This is a genomic window from Streptomyces sp. NRRL S-1813, assembly GCF_000719605.1.
Classification (GTDB): Bacteria; Actinomycetota; Actinomycetes; order Streptomycetales; family Streptomycetaceae; genus Streptomyces; species Streptomyces decoyicus.
This window is the reverse complement of record NZ_JOHB01000024.1, coordinates 181,135-205,734: the sequence shown is the minus strand read 5'-3', so window position 1 is coordinate 205,734 and position 24,600 is coordinate 181,135. Positions and strand designations below refer to the sequence as shown.

The window sequence follows — 24,600 nt, the reverse complement described above, 5'->3', positions numbered from 1 at the left end:
CAGCCCTCCAGCTGCTGGAAGTCCTCCATCGACGGGTCCTGGGCTTGGAGCATGGTGCCCATCGCACCGTCGGCGACCACCACCCGCGAGGCCAGAGCCTCACGCAGCGATGCGACGCGGGACGTATTGAAGGACGATGGCGTGTTCGAGGCCATGGAGATGCTCCCGTGGTTGCGACGGCTGTCGGCTTTGCACCCTCCGGGAGAGGGCGCACCCGGCCAGCGTAGCTGCCGGTTCGGTACACGTGTTCCCCGTTCCACGCCGTGGACAGCACCCTTCCACCCCGCTGCCTGCACCAACCGTGATCGTTGACAGACTCCGGTTCGCTCAGCAAGAAGTTGCCGGATCGCTGACTCCAGTCGGCATGGACCGATATCGTTCAGCATTGTCGAACCGCTCACTTCGGAGGTTGCCCGATGGCACGCACCATCCAGTCGCTGGAGCGCGCCGCAGCGATGCTGCGGCTGCTCGCAGGAGGGGAACGGCGACTGGGACTCTCCGACATCTCCTCCTCGCTGGGACTGGCGAAGGGCACCGCCCACGGCATCCTCCGCACGTTGCAGCAGGAGGGCTTTGTCGAGCAGGACGCCGCTTCCGGCCGCTACCAGCTGGGCGCGGAGCTGCTGCGCCTGGGCAACAGTTACCTGGACGTGCACGAGCTGCGGGCCCGCGCCCTGGTGTGGACCGACGATCTGGCCCGCTCCAGCGGTGAGGCCGTCTACCTGGGCGTACTGCACCAGCAGGGCGTGCTGATCGTCCACCACGTCTTCCGGCCGGACGACAGCCGGCAGGTGCTGGAGGTGGGCGCGATGCAGCCGCTGCACAGTACGGCGCTGGGCAAGGTGCTGTCGGCGTACGACCCGGTGGCGCACAGCGAGATCGTCGAGGCGGACCGGACGGCGTTCACCCCGCACACCGTGACCGGCCTGGCGGACTTCGAGGGACTGCTGGACATGACGCGGGCGCGGGGCTGGGCCGCGGACGTGGAGGAGACCTGGGAGGGCGTGGCGTCGGTGGCCGCGCCGATCCATGACCGGCGGCGGATGCCGGTGGGTGCAGTGGGAGTCACCGGAGCGGTCGAGCGGGTCTGTCAGGAGGGTGAAGTGCGGCCGGAAATCATCGCTGCCGTGAGGGATTGCGCACGCGCTGTATCCCGGGATCTTGGTGCCGGGCGATTCTGACCGGATTCACCCCATAAGTTCACCTAAGTTTTTGGCCACGGAACCCTTGACGGGGTTCTCACGGTGAACAAAACTGCCGTTCGTCGGTCGGCATTGTCGAACACCTAACGGCAATATTCGCTATGGTGGGGCATTGCCGCGGGCCGACCACCGCCCTCTAGGAGGGCGCGGACCACCGGACGGGACCCGGGGTTCGCCTTCCCCTGGACGAAGGACAAAGGAGTCGCGGGTGTCCAGCTCCGACATCTTCATCAGCGAGACCATCGGTACCGCTGTTCTGATCTTGCTCGGCGGTGGCGTCTGCGCCGCCGTCACCTTCAAGCGCTCCAAGGCGTTCAACGCCGGATGGGTCGCCATCGCCTTCGGGTGGGGCTTCGCCGTCCTCACGGGTGCCTACATCGCCGCGAAGTCCGGCGCACACCTCAACCCTGCGGTCACCATCGGTGTCGCCATCAAGGGCGGCATCGAGTGGAACCAGGTGCCCGTCTACCTCGGCGGCGAGATGCTCGGCGCCATGATCGGCGCGGTGCTGGTGTGGATCACGTACTACGGACAGTTCCAGGCCCATCTGAGTGACCCCGAGGTCCTGGCCGACCACACCGGCGAAGAGGGAATGGTCGACCAGTCCGCCGCGCCGTCGGCCGGACCGGTCCTCGGCATCTTCTCCACCGGCCCGGAGATCCGGAACGTGGTGCAGAACCTGGCCACCGAGATCATCGCCACCATCGTGCTCGTGCTGTCGATCCTGACTCTCGGTCTGAGCGACAACGGAAAGGGCGTCGGCGTCATCGGCACCCTGCTGGTCGCTCTGGTCGTCACCGGCATCGGTCTGTCGCTGGGCGGTCCGACCGGGTACGCGATCAACCCGGTCCGCGACCTCGGTCCGCGCATCGTGCATGCGCTTCTGCCGCTGAAGAACAAGGGCGGTTCAGACTGGGGCTACGCCTGGATCCCGGTCGTCGGCCCGCTCATCGGCGGGGCCATCGCCGGGGGCATCTACCAGGTGGCGTTCGCCTGAGCCGCCTGACCGCCCCGACTCCGCCCCCACAGACTTCTTGGAGCACACCATGAGCGACACCCCCAGCACCTCCTCGCACGGCCACGGTCCGTTCATCGCGGCCATCGACCAGGGCACCACGTCCAGCCGCTGCATCGTCTTCGACAAGGACGGCCGGATCGTCTCGGTCGACCAGAAGGAGCACGAGCAGATCTTCCCGAAGCCGGGCTGGGTCGAGCACGACGCCACCGAGATCTGGACCAACGTCCAGCAGGTCGTCGACAGCGCCGTCCACAAGGCCGGGCTCACCGCCGCCGACGTCAAGGCGATCGGGATCACCAACCAGCGCGAGACCACCGTCCTGTGGGACCGCACCACCGGTGAGCCGGTCCACAACGCCATCGTCTGGCAGGACACCCGCACCGACGCGCTCTGCAAGGAGCTCGGCCGCAACGTCGGCCAGGACCGCTTCCGCCGCGAGACCGGCCTGCCGCTGGCCTCGTACTTCGCCGGCCCGAAGATCCGCTGGCTGCTCGACAACGTCGAGGGCCTGCGCGAGCGCGCCGAGCGCGGCGACATCCTCTTCGGCACGATGGACTCCTGGGTCATCTGGAACCTGACCGGCGGCGTCGACGGCGGAGTGCACGTCACCGACGTCACCAACGCCTCGCGCACCATGCTGATGAACCTCCACCGCCTGGAGTGGGACCCGAAGATCCTCACGTCGATGGAGATCCCGGCAGCCGTCCTGCCGGAGATCAAGTCGTCCGCCGAGGTCTACGGCCGCGCCACCAGCGGTGTGCTGGCCGGTGTCCCGGTCGCCTCGGCGCTCGGTGACCAGCAGGCCGCGCTGTTCGGCCAGACCTGCTTCGAGCAGGGCGAGGCCAAGTCCACGTACGGCACCGGCACCTTCATGCTGATGAACACCGGCCACGAGCCGGTCAACTCCTACAACGGGCTGCTGACCACGGTCGGCTACCGCATCGGCGACCAGCAGCCGGTCTACGCCCTGGAAGGCTCCATCGCCGTCACCGGCTCGCTCGTCCAGTGGATGCGCGACCAGATGGGGCTGATCAACAGCGCGGCCGAGATCGAGACCCTGGCCAGCACGGTCGAGGACAACGGCGGTGCGTACTTCGTGCCGGCCTTCTCCGGCCTGTTCGCCCCCTACTGGCGCTCGGACGCGCGCGGTGTCATCGCGGGCCTGACGCGCTATGTCACCAAGGCGCACATCGCGCGCGCCGTGCTCGAGGCCACCGCCTGGCAGACCCGCGAGATCACCGACGCCATGACCAAGGACTCCGGCGTCGAGCTGACCGCGCTCAAGGTCGACGGCGGTATGACCTCCAACAACCTGCTGATGCAGACCATCTCGGACTTCCTGGACGCCCCTGTGGTGCGCCCGATGGTCGCCGAGACGACCTGCCTCGGCGCTGCCTACGCGGCCGGACTGGCCGTCGGCTTCTGGTCCAGCACCGACGAGCTGCGCGCCAACTGGCGCCGGGCCGCCGAGTGGACCCCCCGGATGGATGCGGCCACCCGTGACCGCGAGTACAAGAGCTGGCTCAAGGCCGTGGAACGGTCCATGGGCTGGCTCGATGACAGCACTGTCGAGGAGTAAACATGAGCACCCTGCAGAGCGTCCCGGCACTCGGGACGCACCCGGCCAGTGGTTCGCACGCGAGCCGTGCCGAGACTCGGGAGCAGCTTTCCAAGGCGACGTACGACCTCCTGGTGATCGGCGGCGGCATCCTGGGCATCTCCACCGCCTGGCACGCCGCACAGGCCGGACTGCGGGTGGCCCTGGTGGACGCCGGTGACTTCGCCGGCGCCACCTCCTCCGCCTCCTCCAAGCTGCTGCACGGCGGTCTGCGCTACCTCCAGACCGGTGCGGTCAAGCTGGTGGCGGAGAACCACTTCGAGCGGCGTGCGGTGTCCCGTCAGGTCGCACCGCACCTCGCCAACCCCCTGACCTTCTACCTGCCCGTCTACAAGGGCGGACCGCACGGCGCGGCCAAGCTCGGCGCGGGCGTCTTCGCCTACTCCGCGCTGTCCGCGTTCGGCGACGGCGTCGGCCATGTCATATCCCCGGCCAAGGCCCAGCGCGACGTGCCGGAGCTGCGGACGGACAATCTCAAGGCCGTGGCCGTGTATGGCGACGACCAGATGAACGACTCCCGGATGGCGCTGATGACCGTCCGTGCGGCGGTCGAGGCCGGCGCCACGGTCCTCAACCACGCCGAGGTCACCGGACTGCGCTTCACCCAGGGCCGGGTCACCGGTGCGGAGCTCAAGGACCGCACGGACAGCCAGGAGTTCGGCGTCAACGCCCGCCTGGTCCTCAACGCCACCGGCCCGTGGGTGGACCACCTGCGCAAGATGGAGGACCCGAACGCGGCCCCCTCCATCCGGCTGTCGAAGGGTGCGCACCTGGTCCTCAAGCGGACCGCGCCCTGGAAGGCCGCGCTGGCCACCCCGATCGACAAGTACCGCATCACCTTCGCCCTCCCCTGGGAGGACATGCTGCTGCTGGGCACCACCGACGAGGAGTTCGAGGGCGACCCGGCGGATGTCGCGGTCACCGAGAAGGACACCGCCCAGATCCTGGACGAGGCGGCCTTCTCCGTCCGCGACCAGCAGCTGTCGCGCGATCTGATCACGTACTCCTTCGCGGGTCTGCGGGTGCTGCCCGGCGGCCCCGGCGACACCTCCAAGGCCAAGCGCGAGACGGTCGTGAGCGAGGGCAGCGGCGGCATGCTGTCGGTGGCCGGCGGCAAGTGGACGACCTTCCGGCACATCGGCCGTACGGTCATGAACAAGCTCGCCGCGCTGCCCGGCCACCCGCTGGCCGACGACATGGAGCCGATCGCGCACCTGCCGAAGAAGCTTCCGCTGCCCGGTATCGCCAACCCGAACGCGGTCGCGCACCGGCTGCTCATCGACGGCGGTACGCCCGGTCCGCGGATGGCCCCGGAGACCGCGCGGCACCTCGCCACCCACTACGGCTCGCTGTCCTTCGACATCGCCCGGCTGGCGAACGAGAATCCGGCGCTGGCCGAGCGCATCCACCCGGACGCGCCGGAGATCTGGGCGCAGGTCGCCTACGCCCGTGACAACGAGTGGGCCGAGACGGTCGACGATGTGCTGCGCCGCCGCACGACCCTGATGATCCGCGGCCTGGCCACGGAGGACGTGCGGGCCAAGGTCAAGGACATGCTGGCCGGCTGACGGCAGCGCACGGCCGCGGCGGACAGCGGCCGACGGGGCCTGACGGCACCTCACGGTGACGTACAGCGCGTGACGATGGGGCGGTCCACGGGGGCCGCCCCATCGCCGTATCCGCCGGTGGCACCGTATGCGGGGCCGGAGCGGGGCGGGCCGGTGGTCACTGTCAGTGGCGGCTGCGATGATGTGCACCGAGACGCATCAACGGGGGGATGACGATGGCTCGGCAACGATTGCGCCGATGGCGGCGTGCGGGGAAGTGGGCGGCCTGGGCGGTCGCCGTGCTGATCGTGCTGCCGGTGGCGCTGGCGGGTACGGCGCTGCGCGCCCAGTACGCGGGGGCGGCCGCTCCGCAGACGACGACCCGGGGGCGGGATGCGCTCTGGCTGGGGCATGCCTGGGTGGACGGGCGGCGGGACTCCTCCGATGTGGCGGCGCTGCGGCGGCGGATCGAAGGCTCCGGAATCCGCGATCTGTACGTACACGCCGGGCCGTTGGAGCATGACGGCACCCTCCCGCCGGCCCGTCGCGCCTATCCGCGGGCGCGGTGGCTGATCGGCGCGCTGCACCGTGCCCTGCCGTCGGTGCGGGTGCACGCCTGGCTGGGCGACCGGCTGGTGTACAAGTCGGGTGAGCGGGGCGGGCTGCGCCTCTCGGATGCCGCGGCCCGCCGGGCGATCGTGGCAAGCGCCCGTCAGGTGCGGGCGGACGGGTTCGCCGGCGTCCATCTGGATCTGGAGCCGCTGCACTCCGACAACACCGACTATCTGCGGCTGCTGGACCGGCTCGGGCCCGCGGTCCGGGAGGGGGGCGGGCTGTTGTCCGTCGCCGTGCACCAGATCGATCCGCTGCCCGGACTGCACACGGTCAGCGGGGCGGTCACGGGCCACCGCAAGTGGATATCCCAGCGCTTCTTCGGGCAGGTGGCACGCCGGGTCGACCAGATCGCGCTGATGTCGTACGACACCGGTATGCCGGCCGAGAGCCTGTACGGCGGCTATGTGGCGCAGCAGACCAGGCTGGCACTGGAGGCGACGGGGCCTGACACCGATCTGCTGATGGGTCTGCCGTTCTTCCACACCGACGGCATCGGCCATCACGCCTCGGCGGAGACGGTACGGGCCGCGGTGCGGGGCATACGTCTCGGGCTGACCCGCGAGGACCCGGGGCGCCGGCGGTTCGGAACGGCGCTGTATGTCGACTTCGCCGCCACGGACGAGGACTGGGCTGCGTACGGGAGCGGATGGGGGGCGCGTGACAGGTCATAATGAGCTCAGACATCGGATGTCTGTGACGACATCCGGGTGGCGGTATCCGGGCGGGTCCGAGCGGGGAGGTCGGCATGGCGGTCACCGACGAGGCCATCGAGAAGATCAAGGGCATGATCGTCTCCGGCGCGCTGCGGCCGGGCGACCGGCTGCCGAAGGAGAGCGAGCTGGCGGCCGAGCTCGGCCTGTCCCGCAACTCGCTGCGCGAGGCGGTGCGGGCGCTGTCCCTCATCCGCATCCTGGATGTGCGCCAGGGCGACGGTACGTACGTCACCAGCCTCGATCCGCAACTCCTGCTGGAGGCCATGAGCTTCGTGGTGGACTTCCACCGCGATGACACGGTGCTGGAGTTCCTCGCCGTCCGCCGCATCCTGGAGCCGGCCGCCACGGCGATGGCGGCCGGCCGGATAGGCCTGGCGGAACTGGATTCCCTGGAGGCCCAGTTGAACGCGCTGGGGCCCAGCCCTTCGGTCGAGGACCTGGTCGCCGGCGATCTGGAGTTCCACCGCGGGATCGTCGCGGCGTCCGGCAACTCCGTGCTCTGCTCGCTGCTGGACGGGCTGTCCGGGCCGACCACCCGGGCCAGGATCTGGCGAGGGCTGACCCAGAAGGACGCGGTGGCCCGCACCCTCACCGAACACCGCGCGATCCTCGGCGCGCTCCGCGACCGGGACGCCGAGGCGGCGCGGGCGTGGGCGACGGTCCATATCGCCAGCGTGGAGCAGTGGTTGCGCTCGTCGCTGTGAGGTCCGCGCCCGCCGCCGCGCCGCCGGTCAGACCGCGAAGCCTCCGTCCACCGCGATCGAGGCGCCGGTGATGTAGCGGCCGCCCTCACCCGCCAGATGGGCCACGGTCGCCGCAACATCCCAGGCCCGGCCGTACGCCCCCAGGGCGGTGAGCCCGGCCTGCATCTCCGCGCCCTCGCCGTCGGCCGGGTTCATCTCGGTGTCGATCGGGCCCGGGGTGATGAGGTTGGCGGTGATGCCGCGCGGCCCCAGCTCCTTGGCCAGGGTCCTGGTCAGACCAGTGAGGGCGGCCTTGCTGGTGGCGTAGAGAGTGCCGCCGGGAAAGGCGACCCGCTCGGCCATGCAGCTGCCGATGGAGATGATCCGGCCGCCCTCGGTCAGATGCGCGGCCGCGGCCTGCGCCGCCAGGAACGGCCCGCGGACATTGGCCCGCAGCACCCGGTCGACATCGTCGAGGGAGATCCCCTCGACGGGGCCCATCACGCCGGTGCCCGCGTTGTTCACCAGGATGTCCAGCCGCCCGAACCGTTCGACGGTGGCGGCCACCGAGAACCGCACCGCCTCCGCGTCACCGCTGTCGGCCCGTACCGCCCAGGCCTGTCCGCCGCCCCGCTCGATCTCCTTGACCACCTGCTCGGCCTTGTCCTGCCGGCTCAGGTAGGTCAGGGCCACCGCCGCGCCCTCGGCGGCCAGCCGCAGCGCTGTCGCCTCGCCGATGCCCCGGCTGCCGCCGGTCACCAGGGCCACCTTGCCGGTGAGCGGCCGGGTGCCGTTCGCCGCCGCAGTCGTCGCCGTCATCACGGTCGCCGTCATGTCATCACCTTTGCGTCGAGTCATCCGTGGTCATCCGCAGCCGACCGCAGTCGTACGGAGCCGGCCGGCTTCCGCCGGAGGTGCACCGCTGTGCCGGTGTTCTCCGCGGTATGACTCGATCCTCCGGCGCGGCGCGATCCGAAGCCGGCGGGATCCGGACACCACATCGGCGGGCCGGAGAACCTGCGGCTACGAGGCCCCGACTCCGTACACCCGCCCGGCCGTTCCCCCGAAGACATCCGACCGTTCCGCCTCCCCGAGGTGGCCGGTGGCCGACTCCGCGAGCGCCACGACGTCCTCGTAGCCGGCGGCCAGCGTGCACACCGGCCAGTCGGAGCCGAACATCACCCGGCCGGGCCCGAAGGCCTCCAGCACGTGCCGGGCGTAGGGGAGGATCTGCTGCGGCCGCCAGGCGTCCCAGTCGGCCTCGGTGACCAGCCCGGACAGCTTGCAGCTGACGTTCGGCAGGCCGGCGAGCGCGGTGACGGCGTCCGCCCAGGGCTGCCAGTCCCCCGCCGCGACCGCCGGTTTGGCCGCGTGGTCCAGCACGAAGGACAGCCGCGGCACGGCGCGTACCGCGGTCTGTGCGGCAGGCAGTTCGCGCGGGGTGACCAGCAGGTCGTAGACCAGCCCGGCGTCGGCCAGCATGCCCAGCCCCCGGAGCACGTCCGGCCGGATGAGCCAGTCGGGGTCCGGTTCGTCCTGCACCTGATGCCGGACGCCGACCAGCCCGGGGGGCAGCGCCGCGAGGACCTCCGTGAGCGCGGGATCGGGCAGATCGGCCCAGCCGACGACGCCGGCGACCGGCCCCTCCCCCGCTGCCAGGGTGAGCAGTTCGGCGGTCTCCTCGTACGAGGACGACGACTGGACGAGGACCGTGGCGTCGATGCCGTGCGCGGTCAGATGCGGGGTGAGGTCGGTCAGCGCATAGCTGCGGCGGATCGGATCGGCCCACGGCCCGTTCATCCACGGCTGTTCGCGCCGGCTCAGGTCCCAGAGGTGGTGATGGGCGTCGATACGCATCAGGGGCGCGCTCCGGGTCGGGCTCAGTGGTGCAGGGGCAGCGGCAGATCCGGATCGAGCAGGCCGCGGGCGACGAGCGTATGCCACAGCGCGTCCGGGATGTCATGGGTGAACAGTGCGGCGTTCTCGGCCATCTCCTCGGGGGTGGCGGCGCCGACGACGGCGGAGGCGACGCTGCGGTGCCCGAAGGGGAAGCGGAGCGCGGCGGCCTTGAGGGGAACATCGAACTCCGCGCAGACGGCGGCAAGTTGACGCGCCCGCTCGACGAGGGCGGCGGGCGCGGGTGCGTAGTTGTAGGGCGCTCCGGGTGACGGGTCGGCCAGCAGACCGGAGTTGTAGACGCCGCCGACGACCACCGAGGTGCCGCGGCGCTCGCACTCCGGCAGCAGATCGTCGAAGGCGGTGCGCTCCAGCAGGGTCCAGCGGCCGGCGCAGAGCACCACATCCACGTCCAGGCCGGCGACCAGGCGGGCCAGCACATCGCTGTGATTCATACCGAAGCCGATGGCGCGCACCACGTGCTGGGCGCGCAGCTCGGCGAGGGCCGGGAAGCCGGTCTCGTACACCTCGCGCAGGTGGTCCTCGACATCGTGCAGATAGACGATGTCGAGGGCGTCCACACCGAGCCGCTCCAGGGACGCGTCCAGCGTGGCGCGGATGCCGTCGCGGGAGAGGTCCCGCACCCGGGCCCGTGCGGGGGTGTCGACAAAGCCCTCACCGGCCGCCCGCTCCCCCGGCGCGAGCGGGCGCAGCCGGCGGCCGACCTTCGTGGAAAGGGTGTAGCCGGCCCGGTCGCGGCCGCGCAGCGCCCGGCCGAGGCGTTCCTCGGACAGTCCCACGCCGTAGTGCGGCGCGGTGTCGAAGTAGCCGGCGCCGGTGGCGAGGGCCGTGTGGACGACGTGCCGGGCCTGCTCCTCGGGGACCGCGCGGTAGAGGTTGCCGAGCGGTGCGCAGCCCAGGCCCAGGGGCGGGACGGTGACGCCGGTCCGCCCCAGCTCCCGCGGGCCGTACGGGGGATGACTCATGGCGAACCTCAGTCCTGCTTCTCGCCGCTGGTGAAGCGGGAGATGACCAGCGCGATGATGATGATCATGCCGTTGAGGAACTGGGTCCACAGCGGTGGCACGCCGCCCAGGGTCATCACATTGATGACGAGCTGGAGGGTGAGGACGCCGGTGAGCGCGCCGAAGAGGGTGCCCCGGCCGCCCTTGAGGCTGATGCCGCCGATCACCGCCGCGGCGAAGACCTGGAAGATCCAGCCGTTGCCCTGGCTCGCGGAGACCGCGCCGTAGTGGCCGGTGTAGAGGATGCCCGCGAAGGCGGCGAGCACCCCGCCGACGGCGAGCACGATCCAGGTGATGCGGTCCACCCGTACGCCGGCCGCGCGGGCCGCCTCCGGGTTGCCGCCGATGGCGTACAGCGCCCGCCCGTGCCGGAGGTAGCCGAGAGCCGCGCCGCCGAGCGCGAAGAGGGCGAGGCAGATCCAGACGGCGGCCGGGATACCGAGCCAGTCGGCCTTGCCCAAGTAGGCGAAGGACTCCGGGACATTGCCGAGGGACTGGCCCTCGGAGATGCCCACTTGCAGGCCGCGGAGCATGGTGAGCATGCCGAGGGTGGCGATGAAGCCGTTGACCCGCAGGGTGAGGATGAGGAAGCCGTTGGCGGCGCCGATCGCCGCGCCCACGGCCAGGCAGAGCGGGACCGCCGTCCAGGCGGGGAGGAGTTCCAGCCCGGCGAAGCGGGCGCCGTGGGCGGGCATCACCAGCCACAGGGCGACCACCGGGGCCAGCCCGATGGTGGACTCCAGCGACAGGTCCATCCGCCCGCTGATGAGGATCAGCGCCTCGCCGAGCACCAGCAGGCCCAGTTCCGTGGACTGCTGGATGACGCCGATGAGGTTGTCCTGGGTGAGGAACGCGGGCGACACGATGAAGCCGATGACGCCCAGCACGAAGATCACCGGCACCAGGGAGAAGTCCCGCCAGCGGGCCGGATCGATCCGGGGCCGCCTGCGCGGCGGGCCGTCCACCGCGTCGGTGGCCGGCGGCGTTGCGGTCTCGGTCATGGTGCGGTTCCTTCCGTTCCTTCCGTTCCTTGCGTCCTGCGGAGGTCCGGTGCGGGTGCCCGGCCGGGACCGGTCGCGCCGGGCGGGGCGTCCTCGCCGGCGCCTGTACTGCCGGGCGGGGCGTCCTCGGCGGCCGCCGCCATGCCCTCCATCGCGGCGACCAGTTCGTGGTCGCGCCAGCCGGCGGCGAATTCGGCGGTCACCCGGCCGTGGAAGACCGCCAGCACCCGGTCGCAGATCCGCAGGTCGTCCAGCTCGTCGGAGACGATCACGGCGCCGCTGCCGCCGTCCGCGACCTCCCGTACGACGCCCAGCAGCGCGTCCTTCGACTTCACATCGACGCCGTTGGTGGGCCGGACGGCGACCAGCACGGCGGGCTCGCGGGCCAGCGCGCGGGCGATCACGACCTTCTGCTGGTTGCCGCCGGAGAGCCCGGACACCGGCTGCCCCGGCCCGGTCGTCCTGATGTCCAGTGACGCGATCATGCGCCGGGCGAAGGCGCGGGTCCGGGACGGCAGTACGGTGCCCAGCGGCCCGAGCTGGTCGGCGACGGTGAGGGTGGCGTTCTCGGCGACGCTGCGGCCCGGGACGAGCCCCTCGCGGTGCCGGTCCTCGGGGACGTAGCCGATGCCCGCGGCGAGGGCGTGCGGCACGCTGCCCGTACGGACCGGCCGCCCGCGTACCGCGATCCGGCCGCCGTCCGGGGCCCGCAGCCCCGCCAGCGTCTCGCCGATCGCGGTGTTCCCGCTGGCCGTGGCGCCCGCGAGCCCCACCACCTCACCGGCCCGTACGGTCAGGTCGAGCGGCGCGAAGTGCCCTTCGGCGGACAGCCCTTGGGTCCGCAGCACCGGCTCCCCCGCCGGCCGCGCCCCCGGCCGCGGCTGCCGCGCGGGCGCCGTTTGCTCGCCCGTCATCGCCGCCACCAGCGCGTCCTTGGCCAGCCCCGGGACGGACGCGGTCAGTACATGCCGGGCGTCACGGAAGACGGTGACGGTGTCGCACAGTTCGTGGACCTCCTGGAGGTGGTGCGAGATGAACAGGAAGGCCACGCCCTGGGCGCGCAGTGCACGCAGCTTGCCGAAGAGCCGGTCGATACCGCCGGCGTCCAGCCGGGCGGTGGGCTCGTCGAGGATGATCAGCCGGGCGCCGAAGGACAGCGCGCGGGCGATCTCCACGAACTGCCGCTGCTCGACGCCCAGTTCCTTGATCCGGGCGGCCGGGTCGACCTCGACGCCGTACCCGGCGAGCAGTTCGCGGGCCCGTTCGCGCAGCGCCCGCCAGCGGATGGTGCGCTCCCCCTGGAACCGGTTGAGACAGAGGTTCTCCGCGACGGTCAGCTCCGGCACGGTCATCGACTTCTGGTACACGCAGGCGACCTTGCGCTGCCAGGCCGCGGTGTCACCCCAGCCGGGCGCGGGCTCGCCGCCGAAGGTGACCCGGCCGGCGTCCGGGCGTTCCATGCCGGTCAGCACGGACACCAGGGTGGACTTGCCGGCCCCGTTGCGGCCCACCAGGGCGTGCGCCTCCCCGGGACGTACGGTCAGCCGGGCGCCGTCGAGGGCGACGGTGGGACCGTAGCGTTTGACGATTCCCTCGGCGTGCACCGCCGCCGTGCGGTCGTCCGTATCCACCGCTACTTCTTCTTCTCGAGCTGGTTGGCCCACAGCTTGTTGTCGTCGACGGTGTCCTTGGTGACCAGGGGCGCCGGCAGCTGGTCCTCCAGACCGTGCTTGATCTTCACGATGGCCGAGCCGTGGTCGGTGGGCCCCGGCTTGAAGGTCTTCCCCTCCAGGCCTGCCCTGGCGTAGTACAGCGCGTACTTGGCGTAGAGGTCGGCGGGCTGGGAGAGGGTGGCGTCGATCTTTCCGGCGCGGATCGCGTCCAGTTCGTCCGGGATGCCGTCGTTGGAGATGATGGTGATGTGCCCGTCGGAGCCGGCCGGCACGAGGCGCTTCTTCTGCTCCAGGAGGGCGAGCGTCGGCTGGAGGAAGGCGCCGCCGGCCTGCATATAGATGCCGTCGAGGTCCGGGTGCTGGGCGAGCAGGCTCTGGAGCTTGCCGGAGGCGACCTCGCCCTTCCAGTCGGTGGCCAGCTCATGCACGGTGATCTTCGGGAACTTCTTCTTCATGCACGCCGCGAACGCCTCGGAGCGGTCCCGCCCGTTGATCGAGCTGAGGTCGCCCTGGAGTTCGGCGACCCGGCCCCTGCCGCCCAGTTTTCTGCCGAGGTAGTCGCAGGACTTCTCGCCGTAGGCGCGGTTGTCGGCGCGTACGACCATGTAGACCTTGCCCTCGTCGGGGCGGGTGTCGACGCTCACGACCGGGATCTTCTTCTCCTCCAGGCGCTGGAGTGCGGCGGCGATGGCGCCGGTGTCCTGCGGTGCCATCACGATCGCCTTGGCACCCTGGTCGGTCAGCGCCTGCACATTGGAGACGACCTTGGCGATGTCGTTCTGCGAGTTGGACAGCGGCAGCGCGGCCGGTCCGCCTTGGTCCAGGTCCTTTTCGAGGTACTGCTGGTAGGAGTTCCAGAAGTCGGTGTCCGTACGGGGCATGTCGATGCCGATCTTGCCGCCCGCGGCGCTGCTGCCGCGGTTGCAGCCGGCGAGCGCGGCGGTGGCGAGCACCACGGCACAGGCCGCCGCGCCGGTCGTACGCAGTCTCATGGGTGGTCCCTCGGTCGTGGTGTGCGGCTGGGATGCGGGGCGCTGTACGGGTCGTGGCCGGTCAGGTGGCGGGCCGCAGCCGCAGCCCGTGCATCCCCCCGTCCACGGCGAGCGCCGTCCCCGTGATGCCGGAGGCGGCCGGGGACGCCAGCGAGGCGATGGCGGCGGCCACTTCCTCGGCAGTGACCATCCGGCCCATCGGCTGACGGGCGTGGAGGGCGGCGCGTTCGGCGGCCGGGTCGTCGGCCCGGTCCAGCAGCCGGCCGACCCACGGGGTGTCGGCGGTGCCCGGATTGACGCAGTTGACGCGGATGCCCTCGCGGAGGTGGTCGGCGGCCATCGCGAGGGTCAGCGAGAGGACCGCGCCCTTGCTGGCGCTGTAGAGCGCGCGCTGCGGCAGGCCGGCGGTGGCGGCGATGGAGCAGGTGTGGGTGACGGAGACCCGGCCCGGGGCCTCGGCGACGGCACGGCGCAGCGCCGGGAGCGCGGCGCGGGCGGTGCGCACCAGGCCCAGCACGTTCACGTCCAGGACCCGGCTCCACTCCGCGTCGTCGTTGTCCTCGACGGTGCCGACGGCGCCGATACCGGCGTTGCCGACGAGGGTGTGCAGGGTGCCGCCCAGCTCCCCCACCGCTTCGGCGACGGCGGCGCGTACCGCGGCGTCGGAGGTGACATCGCCCTTGACCTGGATCGTCCCGGCGGGCGCGCCGGAGGCGTCCCGGTCGAGGACGGCGACCTTGGCGCCGCGCGCCAGCAGCAGGGCGGCGGTGGCCGCACCGATGCCGGAGCCGCCGCCGGTGACGAGTGCGGTCATCCCCTCGAAGTCGGCCGGCGCCCGGCCGTGGTGCGGTCCGGAACTCATGCGGGGACCTCCTGTTCGCCGTGCCGGCTCTGCGGGGGCCGACGGGCGCGCCACACGGGCCCGTCGGGGAAGCGGTGGGCGGCGACCGACGCGGGCTTCATCCGGGCCGAGAAGCCGGGCGCGGTCGGGGCACGGTAGCGGCCGCGCTCGACGACGACGGGATCGCTGAAGTGGTCGTGCAGATGGTCGACGTACTCGATCACCCGGTCCTCCCAACTGCCGGACACCGCCACGTAGTCGAACATCGCCAGATGCTGCACCAGCTCGCACAGCCCGACCCCGCCCGCGTGCGGGCACACCGGTACGCCGTACTTCGCGGCCAGCAGGAGGATCGCGAGGTTCTCGTTGACCCCGGCCACCCGCGCCGCGTCGATCTGGACGAAGTCCACGGCGCCGGCCTGGAGCAGCTGTTTGAAGACCACCCGGTTGGCGACATGCTCGCCGGTGGCGACCTTCACGGGCTGGCCCGAGCGCACCGCGGCATGCCCCAGGACGTCGTCCGGGCTGGTCGGTTCCTCGATCCAGTGCGGGGCGTACGGCGCGAGTTCGGTCATCCAGCGGACCGCCTCGGCCACGTCCCAGCGCTGGTTGGCGTCGACGGCGATCCGTACGCCGGGGCCGACCGCGTCCCTCGCCAGCCGCATCCGCCGTCGGTCGTCGTCGAGGTCGGCCCCCACCTTCAGCTTGATCTGCCCGAAGCCGTCGGCCACCGCCTCCTTCGCCAGCCGCACCAGCTTGCTGTCGTCGTAGCCGAGCCAGCCGGGCGAGGTGGTGTAGGCGGGGTAGCCCTCGGCCTTGAGGCGGGCGGCGCGCTCGGCCCGGCCGGGTGCGGCGGCGCGCAGGATGGCCAGCGCCTCGCCCGGGGTCAGGGCGTCGGAGAGGTAGCGGAAGTCGACCAGGGAGACCAGTTCCTCGGGCGTCAGCGCGGCGAGGAACTCCCATACCGGCAGGCCGGCCCGGGCGGCGGCCAGGTCCCAGGCGGCGTTGACCACCGCGCCGGCCGCCATCTGCATCACGCCCTTTTCGGGGCCGAGCCAGCGCAGCTGGGAATCGTGGGTGAGGTCGTGGTGCAGTGCGGCGAGCGCGGCGGCGGTGACGGGCACGGGGCGGCCGACGACGTACGGCGCGAGGGACCGGATCGCGGCGGCCATGACATCGTTGCCGCGTCCTATCGTGAAGCAGAGGCCGTGTCCCGGAGGTCCGCCGGCGGTGTGCAGCACGACGTAGGCGGCGGAGTAGTCGGGGTCCGGGTTCATGGCGTCCGAGCCGTCGAGCTGCTCCGAGGTGGGGAAGCGGACGTCATGGACCTCGAGCCCGGTGACGGTGTCGGTCACAGCCATGCGCATGCCCCCTGGGATGTTGCGGAAGAACATCGGACCTTTCCGGGTCATCCGATGTATAGACCCGCCGCCAAGGCAGCGTCCAGACCCCGTACGGAAGTTGACCGAACAGCCCCCGCAACAGATCGGATGAATCGCGACCCCTTCACGCAAAGGGGCTGCGGACCGGCACCACGGACGCCGTAGTCTTGGGAACGCACGTAATGGAACTGCTGCCGGCAGCCGCCCCAGGCGGCCGGACCGGTCGGAAGGAGGCGCTGGGTGATCGAGCTCGAGGGGGTGCCCGAGCTGATCGACCCGGTCATGGTGGCCGCGTTCGAAGGCTGGAACGACGCCGGCGACGCCGCCTCCGCCGCGGTCGCACATCTGGACCGGGAATGGAAGGGCGAGGTCTTCGCCGCGCTGGACGCGGAGGACTACTACGACTTCCAGGTGAACCGTCCCACCGTCTTCCTGGACGGCGGCGTACGCAAGATCACCTGGCCGACGACCCGGCTCTCCGTCGTCCGCGTCGGCGACACGAACGGCAAGGGGCGGACCCGCGATCTCGTCCTGGTCCGCGGTATCGAGCCCAGCATGCGCTGGCGCTCGTTCTGCAACGAAATCCTGGGCTTCGCCCACGAGTTGGGCGTGGAGATGCTGGTGGTGCTGGGCTCGCTGCTCGGCGACACCCCGCACACCCGCCCGGTGCCGGTCAGCGGGGTGACCTCCGACGCGGATCTCGCCGGCCGGCTGGATCTGGAGGAGTCGCGCTACGAAGGCCCGACGGGCATCGTCGGCATCCTCCAGGAAGCCTGCACCCACGCGGGCGTCCCCGCGGTGAGCCTGTGGGCGGCGGTGCCGCACTACGTCTCCCAGCCGCCCAACCCGAAGGCCAGCCTCGCCCTGCTCAACCGCCTGGAGGACCTCCTCGACGTCCGTATCCCGCTCGGTGAGCTGAGCGAGGACGCACGCGCCTGGCAGCTGGGCGTGGACCAGCTGGCGGCCGAGGACAGCGAGGTCGCCGAGTACGTCCAGTCGCTGGAGGAGGCGCGGGACACCGCGGAACTCCCGGAGGCGTCCGGCGAGGCCATCGCCCGCGAGTTCGAGCGCTATCTGCGCCGCCGTGACCCGCAGGCCGGTCCCGGCGTGGCGACCGAAGGCGGGCTCACCGAAGGACGCGACAGCTCCTACCTCCGCGACTCCACCAGCGGCCGCACCCGCCCGCCCCGCCCGGTGCCCAAGGAACCGCGCGAGCCGAAGCCCGGCGACGAGACGGGTACGGGACCGAAGGACACGGGCAAGGGCTCCGCGGACGCGCCCGACCCCTCAGGGGGCCCGGACTCCGCCGGCTCCGCCGGTTCCCCGAAGCCGGAGGACGGCCCGGAGGACACCGGCAGCTGAGAGCGCGGACCGCACCACAGCACACCAGGGGCGCCGGACCGGCCATCGAGCCGGTCCGGCGCCCCGTGCGTCACTCCGCCCACCCGGTGCGGACCGCGTTCATCCCGAGCAGTGGAACCGCGCCCCCGCCCAGTCGCCGTGATCGCCGGACTTCTTGCCGTCCGTATCGGTCACCTTGAGCCGGACGTGCCGGGCCCCGCCGAGCGGCACGTCCACCGCCACGGGCGCGGACTTCCCGGTCAGCTTCGGTGAGGTCCACAGCACCTTGCCGTCCGCCTCCACGGAGAAGGCGGCCTCCCCGTAGTCGGCGATCTCGTCGTCGATCCCGGCATCCGCGGTGAAGGACGTACAACGCCCGCCGGCGAAGAACTCGAGGTCCGAGTCGGCGTGTGTCCCGATGCCCTTGTCGTACGTCTTCCCGGCGAGGGTGAGCCGATGGCCGTCCGACGCCCCCGACTCGCCGTTGCTGCGGTTGCGTTCGGCCGGCCCGTAGCCATTGGCTTCGCTCAGCCACTCCAGATCGCTCGCCCAGGTGTCGCCGCTGGGCGCCGGCGGTACGGGCCGCACCTCGAAGCGGTGCACCGCCGTCCGCGGCGCACCGGCCGAGCGGTAGCGGACGGTCGCGGTGACCGTGACCGGGTCCGCGCTCCGCGCGTCCTGGGGCGCGGTGAGCGTCAGCGCGTCGCGCCGGGTGGTTCCTGCGGCGATCCGTGGGTGGCGCACCGGCGCCGAGACGGTCCAGCCGTCCGGCGCGGACAGCGACACCGACACCCCGTGTGCCGTACGGGATCCCGCGGTGACGGCCGTCCGTACGGTCGTCGCCGCGCCCTTGGTCACCTCCTGGCCGCCCGGTGAGGTGACCGTGACCGCCGCGCCCGGAGTCCTGCCGCCGACCGCGCTGGCGCCCGTCAGCTTCAGCCCGAAGGCGCGGTCGGTGGGGCGGGAGGCGGTCTTGATCCGGACGACACCCGCGCGGTCGGCCGGGTCGTGGAACCAGCCCTCGCGCGCCGCCTCGAACGCGCCCGCGGAAGGCAGCCGCTTCAACGCCCGGCCGTCCAGCGCGACGCCGCGCGGCGCGTCCCCGGTGTGCACGGTGAAACGGTACGGCCGGGCCGTCTGCTTGCCCCGGAACGAGCCCCGGGAGGCGCCGACGTCGATCCGTACGTCGCCGCCACCGGAGCGCGGCGCCGTCACCCGCACCCGCTGGGTGGCGCTGTGGCCGTCCCGGTGCGCACGGGTCACACCGTCGTCCTCGTAGAGCGTGAACGAGGAACGGCCCTGCGGATAGATGTCCCAGGCGAGCGGCGAGTGTGCCGTCCGGTCCTGGTACGACCTGATGCCCGGCCACATGGGCACGGCGGCACCGGCCTTGACGAACAGCGGCAGGGTGTCCAACGGGGCGCTGTAGCCGTCGACCGTGGCCGGGCCCCGGTAGGTGCGCCCTGACCAGTAGTCGACCCAGGTGCCCTTCGGCAGATAGATGCCGTCGCGGGTGTCGCTGTCCTTGTAGACGGGCGCGACGAGGAAGTCCTGGCCGGTCAGGAACTCGTACTTGGCGGCGTCGGTGGCGGCCTTCGGGTCGTCGGGGTATTCGAGCGACAACGGGCGCACCGGCCCCACGCCGGTCCGGGTGGCCTCCGCCGCGTAGGAGTACATGTACGGCAGCAGCGACTCCTTCAGCTTCAGATACTTCCGGCTGATGGAGGTGTAGGGCTCACCGCGGCGATAAGGCTGTTTGTCGCTGGCGGCCCAGCCGTCCATCGTCATCATCGCCGGGAGGAAGGACTTCCACTCCAGATCGCGGACGTAGGTCTTGGCGCTGCCGCCGAAGATGCCGTCCACATCGCCGGTCGTGTAGGCGAGGCCGGACAGCGTCGCGCCCGCGTAGGTCGGTATCTGCCAGCGGATGTAGTCCCAGGTGCCGCTCTGGTCACCGGACCACTGGACACCGCAGCGCTGCGCCCCCGACCAGCTCTCCGGGGCCCAGGTGAAGCCCCGCGCATCGCTGTTGTCCTCGATGCCCCGGTACGCGTCCTTGCAGCCGTCCAGCGCGAATTTGTAGCCGTCGCCGACCCAGGCGACATCCAGCTTGACGATCCGCTGGCCGGCCTTGACCTGGTCGGCGAGTTTGCCGATACCGTCCTCGGTCCACAGGCCGAGCTTCATCTTCCGCTCGCCGAGGCCCTTCGAGGTCCCCGCGAGATTTTCGTAGCCGCAGCCGTAGCCGTCGTTGACCAGCATCCAGCCGTTGGGCAGGTCGTGCTGCACATACCCGTCGGCGATCTTCAAGGCGTCCAGGGTGTGCCGCTCCCCCCGGTTCGCATTGTGCAGATAGCAGTCCGAATCGCCGATCTCCAGGCCGTACACCGGCGGCAGGAAGGGCTTTCCGGTCAGCGAGGTGTACTGGCCGATGACGTCCTTGGCACCCGGCCCGGCGAAGTAGTAGGCGTCGAAGCGCCGTTCCTTCGCACGCGTCGTCACCGGCTGCTCGAAGGCGTAGGTGTTGGGCGCGTAGGTGTTGCGGAAGACGCCGTACCCCGCGGAGGAGAGGTAGAACGGGACGGAGTTGGGGTGTCCGCCGTCGTCCCAGTGGTAGTCGACGCCGACCTCGACGGTGTGTCCGCGGTGTGAGGTGTTGCCGCGCCCGTTCTGCATGCCGGCGCCGTAGAACTGCTCGTCGGCGCCGCGCGCAAGGGTCTGGGTGGTGGTCTTGTCGTCCCAGCTCAGCCCTTTCGCCTCGGACCACACCAGCGAGCCGTCGGCCCGTCGCAGCTCGAAGCGCAGGGGCGCCTTGAAGGCCTTCAGGGTGACCTGGGAGGTGCTGAGTTCGTAGGCGTCCCCGGCGTCCCGCCAGTGGGTGGCGGGCGGCGCGCCCTGGGGCAGCACGATGTCCTTGCCGGTGGGGTCGGAGAACGTGCCGTCCGGGGCGAGTTCGACGCGGAAGGTACGGTCCGTCACGAAGCTGACGCGGGCCTCGGCGCGGCCGGCGTGCAGACGGTAGACGGGCCCGTCCGCCGCGAAGCCGGTGATGTCGCCGACGGTCTGTGCCGGTGCGGGGCCGTCGGCCCGTACGCTGCCCACCGGCCCCGCGACGGCCGCCGCGAGCCCCAGCAGCGCGGCAACGACCGCCGCCCGCAGTCCTGTTGGTTTCCTCATGCCCGCAGCTCTAGCGCGCCGCCGGGCGCGGCGACCATGGACTCTCGGTTCCCGTTGCTGGACTTCTGGCCGGAGGGGCGGGGGCGTTCGGGGTGAGGGCAGTAAAAGGGGCGCCCCCGCCACTCGGCGGAAGCGCCCCGTAGGACGGAAGGCGACGGTCAGCGGGCGGCCGTCACAGGGCCACGCCGAGGAGCGCGTCGACCGCGCGGGAGACGAGGCCGGGAGCGCCCTCGTCGGTGCCGCCGTCGGACGCCTGCGCGGCGGCCCAGCGGTCCACGGCCTCAAGGGCGGCCGGGGAGTCCAGGTCGTCGGCGAGCGCCGTACGGATCTCTTCCAGGAGAGCGTCGGCGGACGGGCCGTCGGGACGGGAGACCGCGGCACGCCAGCGCGCCAGCCGCTCCTCGGCCTCCGCCAGCACCGAGTCGGTCCACTCCCAGTCGGCGCGGTAGTGGTGCGCGAGCAGCGCCAGACGGATCGCCGCCGGGTCGGTGCCGTCGCGCCGCACCGTGGAGACGAAGACGAGATTGCCCTTGGACTTGGACATCTTCTGACCGTTCAGGGCCACCATCCCGGCGTGCACATACGCCTTGGCGAACGGGTACTCGCCGGTGAGCGCCTGGGCGTGCGAGGCGCCCATCTCGTGGTGCGGGAAGGCGAGGTCGGAGCCGCCTCCCTGGACGTCGAAGCCCATGCCGAGGTGGTCCAGGGCGATGGCGACACACTCGATGTGCCAGCCGGGCCGGCCGCGGCCCAGCGAGGCGCCGTCCCAGCTCGGCTCGCCGTCACGGGCGGCCATCCACAGCATCGGGTCGAGCGGGTTCTTCTTGCCCTCGCGCTCCGGGTCGCCGCCGCGCTCGGCGGACAGCAGCCGCATCGCCGCGGCGTCCAGGCCGGACACCTCGCCGAAGTGCGCGTCGGACTCGACGGAGAAGTAGGTGTCGCCGTCCAGCTCGTAGGCGGCGCCTGCTTCGCGCAGCCGCTCCACCAGCGGGACGATGCCGGGTATCGACTCGACGGCGCCTATGTAGTGGCGGGGCGGCAGCATCCGCAGGGCCGTCATGTCCTCGCGGAAGAGGGCGGTCTCCCGCTCGGCGAGCGCCGTCCAGTCGTCGCCGGTGGCCACGGCCCGCTCCAGCAGCGGATCGTCGACATCGGTGACGTTCTGCACGTAGTGAACCTGGTGCTTCGTGTCGAGCCACACGCGCTGAACGAGGTCGAACGCGTTGTAGGTCGCCGCGTGCCCCATGTGGGTGGCGTCGTACGGCGTGATGCCGCAGACGTAGATACGGGCGACGGGACCGGGGTCGAGGGTTACCCGTCCGCCGGTCGCGGTGTCGTGGATCCTCAGGTCGCGGCCCTGGCCAGGCAGGGCGGGGACCTCAGAAGCGGGCCATGCATGCATGCCCTGAGCCTAACCGGACGGATGTTCCGCATACGAACCGGATCAGAGGTCTGGCCGGAAAGGCGGTCTTGTGTACGGCGGCCGAACATGCAAGGGAAGTCCGGCGATGTCAGACGGCGCCCCGCCCGGATGTCACACGGGCGGCCAGGGAATGGCGGGCCATTCGCCGCTCGGCTCCGGGTGCCGGCCGCTGCTCAGCAGCGCGGCCACCCGCGCCCGCAGCGCGTCGATCTCGTCATCCGTGATCAGTTCGGCCAGTCGGGCGGCGAGCGACGTGCCGCCCGCCAGCTCCCGCTCCAGGCCGCGCAGGGCCTCCAGCGCCTCGTCGGTCAGCGGCTCCCCCGCCCACCCCCACAGGAGCGTGCGCAGCTTGTCCTCGGCGTTGAACGTCACGCCGTGGTCGATCGCGAAGAACTGTCCGCCGGCGCCCGGCAGCAGATGGCCGCCCTTGCGGTCACCGTTGTTGATCACGGCGTCGAGCACCGCGAGCCGCCGCAGCCGGGGGTGGTCGGCGTGCACCAGCAGCGCCGTACGGCCGTCGCCGATCTGCGCGAGCCCGACCGCCTTCCAGCCCGGCGCCGGCTCCTCGTCCTCCACCAGCGCCAGCAGCTCGGGCACCTCGTCGCTGTTCTCCGGCGGATCGATCCACTCCTGGACCATGCCGGTCCCGTACGGGCCCTCGCGCAGCACCGTCGGGGGGATCAGATCCCAGCCGCAGGCGCGGGAGATCTCGTACGCGGCGACCTCGCGCTGGGCGAGCGTGCCGTCGGGGAAGTCCCACAGCGGGCGCTCGCCCGCGACCGGCTTGTAGACGCAGGAGGCGGTGTGGCCGTCGTGGGCGACCGTGCAGTAGAGCACGGCGTTGGACGCCTCCTGGATGCGGCCGCGTACGGTCAGCTCACCGTCGGCGAGCACGGCGTCCGGCAGGCCTGTGGCGGGCTCCGGTGCGGCCGGCGGCGGGTCCTGCGCCTCGGCGGGACCGGGCAGCGGCGCGGCCGGCCCGACTGCGGGTTCCATGGCGCTCAGGCGTCCCGTCGGTATCCGTTCTGGCGCGGGCATACGTGTCCCTCCGGGTCGAGCGGCAGGCTGCACAGCGGGCACGGCGGGCGGCCGGCGTTGACGACTTCCAGCGCCCGCTTGGCGAACGCCCTGGCCATGGTTCCGGTGAGACGCACCCGGAGCATCGGCGGGCCGTTCTCGTCGTCCTGGAGCAGCCGCTCCTCGGCGTCGGCGAGGTCCTCGTCGTTGTCCGCGTCCAGCTCGACCAGGGCCTGGGCCTCGACGATCATCCGCTCGTCCTCGCCGTCCCAGGCGAGCGCCATCGTGCCGACCCGGAACTCTTCCTCGACGGGCGATTCCAGCGGAGCGGAGTCGGACAGCTCGGTGGGCGAGACGGCGGGCACCGGGGCGTTGCCGCCGCTGCGCCGTACGACCTCGTCCAGCAGCTCGTCGATCCGCTCGGCGAGGGCTGCGACCTGGGTCTTCTCCAGGGCGACGCTGGTGGTGCGGCCGGAGGCGGTGGCCTGGAGGTAGAAGCTACGGCGGCCAGGCAGCCCGACCGTACCGGCCACGAAGCGGTCCGGCGCGTCGTAGAAGAACACCTGACGGGACAACGTCCTGCTCCGATTGCTCGACTGCGGGGTCACTGCGGTCGCTGCACGTCCTGCGGTCACTGCGCGGATCGCAGGTGCGTGGCGGGCAGCGCCGTCGCACCACCCTACTGCGCCGACTGATCACGCTGCTCCCGCACCACCGCCGACGGCCGCGTCCCGCTCGGCCGCCGGGCTGCCGCCGTCCTCCCGGGGCGCGAGCGATCCGAAGTCCCCGGTGTCCCCGAGCCGTACGAGGTAGGGACGCAGCCGGGTGTAGCGGATCGCGGTGACCGAGCAGGGCTCGACGGAGATCCGCTGGAAGAGGTCGAGGTGCATGCCCAGCGCGTCGGCGACCAGGGATTTGATGATGTCGCCGTGCGAGCACATGACGTAGGCCGCCTCGGGGCCGTGCGCCTCCTCGATACGGGCGTTCCAGTCGCGCACCGCGTCCACCGCGCGGGCCTGCATGGCGCGCATCGACTCGCCGCCGGGGAAGGCGGCCGCGGACGGGTGCCGCTGGACGACCTCCATCAGCGGCTCGTCGCCCAGTTCGGCGAGTTTGCGGCCCGACCAGTCGCCGTAGTCGCATTCGCTGATCCGGTCCTCGATGTGCAGCGAGAGCCACGGCCGGGCGTCCAGCAGCGGCGCCACGGTCTCCCGGCAGCGCTGGAGCGGACTGGAGACGACGGCGGTCAGCGGCACCTGGGAGAGCCGTTGGGGCAGTGCGGCGGACTGGGCGACGCCACGCTCGTCGAGGGCGACGCCGGGCGCCCGCCCGGCGAGCACTCCGGCGGTGTTGGCGGTGGAGCGGCCGTGCCGCAGCAGGATCAGCGTGGGCATGAGCGCCACCCTACGTTCCTTGCCGGTGTTCCTGGCAGGTGG

General features: G+C 71.7%; 20 protein-coding genes. 7 read left to right on the top strand and 13 right to left on the bottom strand.

The genetic code is table 11. From position 1 onward, the window contains the following. Window positions 1-416 precede the first annotated feature (416 nt). From IF67_RS0128260 to IF67_RS0128235, 6 genes are all read left to right on the top strand, one after another. Window positions 417-1,181, top strand: coding sequence for an IclR family transcriptional regulator (locus IF67_RS0128260; RefSeq protein WP_030990368.1), 765 nt, complete (start codon window positions 417-419; stop codon window positions 1,179-1,181). Between the two features lie 229 nt (window positions 1,182-1,410). Continuing rightward, window positions 1,411-2,199, top strand: a complete 789-nt coding sequence (locus tag IF67_RS0128255) for an MIP/aquaporin family protein (RefSeq protein ID WP_030083941.1) — start codon at window positions 1,411-1,413, stop codon at window positions 2,197-2,199. A 49-nt stretch (window positions 2,200-2,248) separates the two neighbouring features. Then, window positions 2,249-3,799, top strand: a complete 1,551-nt coding sequence (glpK, locus tag IF67_RS0128250; RefSeq protein WP_030990366.1) for a glycerol kinase GlpK — start codon at window positions 2,249-2,251, stop codon at window positions 3,797-3,799. A gap of 2 nt (window positions 3,800-3,801) precedes the next feature. Next, window positions 3,802-5,406, top strand: a complete 1,605-nt coding sequence (locus tag IF67_RS0128245) for a glycerol-3-phosphate dehydrogenase/oxidase (protein WP_030990364.1) — start codon at window positions 3,802-3,804, stop codon at window positions 5,404-5,406. A 209-nt stretch (window positions 5,407-5,615) separates the two neighbouring features. Continuing rightward, entirely contained in the window at window positions 5,616-6,671 is a 1,056-nt protein-coding gene (locus IF67_RS0128240; protein WP_037839951.1) for a membrane protein, read from the top strand. A gap of 74 nt (window positions 6,672-6,745) precedes the next feature. Beyond that, window positions 6,746-7,417, top strand: coding sequence for a FadR/GntR family transcriptional regulator (locus IF67_RS0128235; RefSeq protein WP_030990361.1), 672 nt, complete (start codon window positions 6,746-6,748; stop codon window positions 7,415-7,417). Between the two features lie 27 nt (window positions 7,418-7,444). Here IF67_RS0128235 and IF67_RS0128230 read toward each other — a convergent pair whose 3' ends face one another. From IF67_RS0128230 to IF67_RS0128195, 8 genes are all read right to left on the bottom strand, one after another. Next, window positions 7,445-8,230 (bottom strand): SDR family NAD(P)-dependent oxidoreductase, encoded by a 786-nt coding sequence (locus IF67_RS0128230; protein WP_051818687.1) that lies wholly within the window; start codon window positions 8,228-8,230, stop codon window positions 7,445-7,447. A 189-nt stretch (window positions 8,231-8,419) separates the two neighbouring features. Next, entirely contained in the window at window positions 8,420-9,253 is an 834-nt protein-coding gene (locus IF67_RS0128225; protein WP_030990357.1) for an amidohydrolase family protein, read from the bottom strand. A 23-nt stretch (window positions 9,254-9,276) separates the two neighbouring features. Continuing rightward, window positions 9,277-10,278 (bottom strand): aldo/keto reductase, encoded by a 1,002-nt coding sequence (locus tag IF67_RS0128220; protein WP_030990355.1) that lies wholly within the window; start codon window positions 10,276-10,278, stop codon window positions 9,277-9,279. An 8-nt stretch (window positions 10,279-10,286) separates the two neighbouring features. Then, a complete protein-coding gene (locus IF67_RS0128215; protein WP_030990353.1) occupies window positions 10,287-11,318 on the bottom strand; it encodes an ABC transporter permease in 1,032 nt (343 codons plus the stop codon). Then, window positions 11,315-12,949, bottom strand: a complete 1,635-nt coding sequence (locus IF67_RS0128210) for a sugar ABC transporter ATP-binding protein (protein WP_030990350.1) — start codon at window positions 12,947-12,949, stop codon at window positions 11,315-11,317. The genes IF67_RS0128215 and IF67_RS0128210 overlap by 4 nt, the downstream gene beginning before the upstream one ends. A 2-nt stretch (window positions 12,950-12,951) precedes the next feature. Further along, entirely contained in the window at window positions 12,952-13,983 is a 1,032-nt protein-coding gene (locus tag IF67_RS0128205; protein ID WP_030990347.1) for a sugar ABC transporter substrate-binding protein, read from the bottom strand. Window positions 13,984-14,044: 61 nt separating this feature from the next. Further along, window positions 14,045-14,845: an SDR family NAD(P)-dependent oxidoreductase gene (locus tag IF67_RS0128200; RefSeq protein WP_051818685.1), complete on the bottom strand. Its 801-nt coding sequence runs from the start codon at window positions 14,843-14,845 to the stop codon at window positions 14,045-14,047. After that, window positions 14,842-16,185, bottom strand: a complete 1,344-nt coding sequence (locus tag IF67_RS0128195) for an enolase C-terminal domain-like protein (protein ID WP_420708724.1) — start codon at window positions 16,183-16,185, stop codon at window positions 14,842-14,844. Before IF67_RS0128195 ends, IF67_RS0128200 begins: the two co-directional genes overlap by 4 nt. A gap of 261 nt (window positions 16,186-16,446) precedes the next feature. Between IF67_RS0128195 and IF67_RS0128190 the strand changes: the two genes are divergently transcribed. Next, a complete protein-coding gene (locus IF67_RS0128190) occupies window positions 16,447-17,568 on the top strand; it encodes a PAC2 family protein (RefSeq protein ID WP_078889674.1) in 1,122 nt (373 codons plus the stop codon). Window positions 17,569-17,667: 99 nt separating this feature from the next. Here the strand turns inward: IF67_RS0128190 and IF67_RS0128185 are convergent, their stop codons facing one another. The 5 genes from IF67_RS0128185 to IF67_RS0128165 all read right to left on the bottom strand — a co-directional run bounded on the left by IF67_RS0128185 (window position 17,668) and on the right by IF67_RS0128165 (window position 24,558). Beyond that, window positions 17,668-20,724, bottom strand: a complete 3,057-nt coding sequence (locus IF67_RS0128185; protein ID WP_030990339.1) for an NPCBM/NEW2 domain-containing protein — start codon at window positions 20,722-20,724, stop codon at window positions 17,668-17,670. A gap of 172 nt (window positions 20,725-20,896) precedes the next feature. After that, window positions 20,897-22,126 carry a cysteine--1-D-myo-inosityl 2-amino-2-deoxy-alpha-D-glucopyranoside ligase gene (gene mshC / locus IF67_RS0128180; RefSeq protein WP_030990337.1) on the bottom strand — a complete coding sequence of 410 codons (1,230 nt, stop codon included), beginning with the start codon at window positions 22,124-22,126 and terminating at the stop codon, window positions 20,897-20,899. A 132-nt stretch (window positions 22,127-22,258) separates the two neighbouring features. Continuing rightward, the gene (locus IF67_RS0128175) at window positions 22,259-23,143 is read right to left on the bottom strand and encodes an SCO1664 family protein (protein WP_030990335.1); all 885 of its coding nucleotides are present in this window, start codon (window positions 23,141-23,143) and stop codon (window positions 22,259-22,261) included. A 5-nt stretch (window positions 23,144-23,148) separates the two neighbouring features. Beyond that, complete coding sequence (locus IF67_RS0128170; RefSeq protein ID WP_078889672.1) at window positions 23,149-23,739, bottom strand: DUF3090 domain-containing protein; 591 nt, start codon at window positions 23,737-23,739, stop codon at window positions 23,149-23,151. 120 nt (window positions 23,740-23,859) lie between these two features. Then, window positions 23,860-24,558, bottom strand: coding sequence for a histidine phosphatase family protein (locus IF67_RS0128165; RefSeq protein WP_030990332.1), 699 nt, complete (start codon window positions 24,556-24,558; stop codon window positions 23,860-23,862). Window positions 24,559-24,600 lie beyond the last annotated feature (42 nt).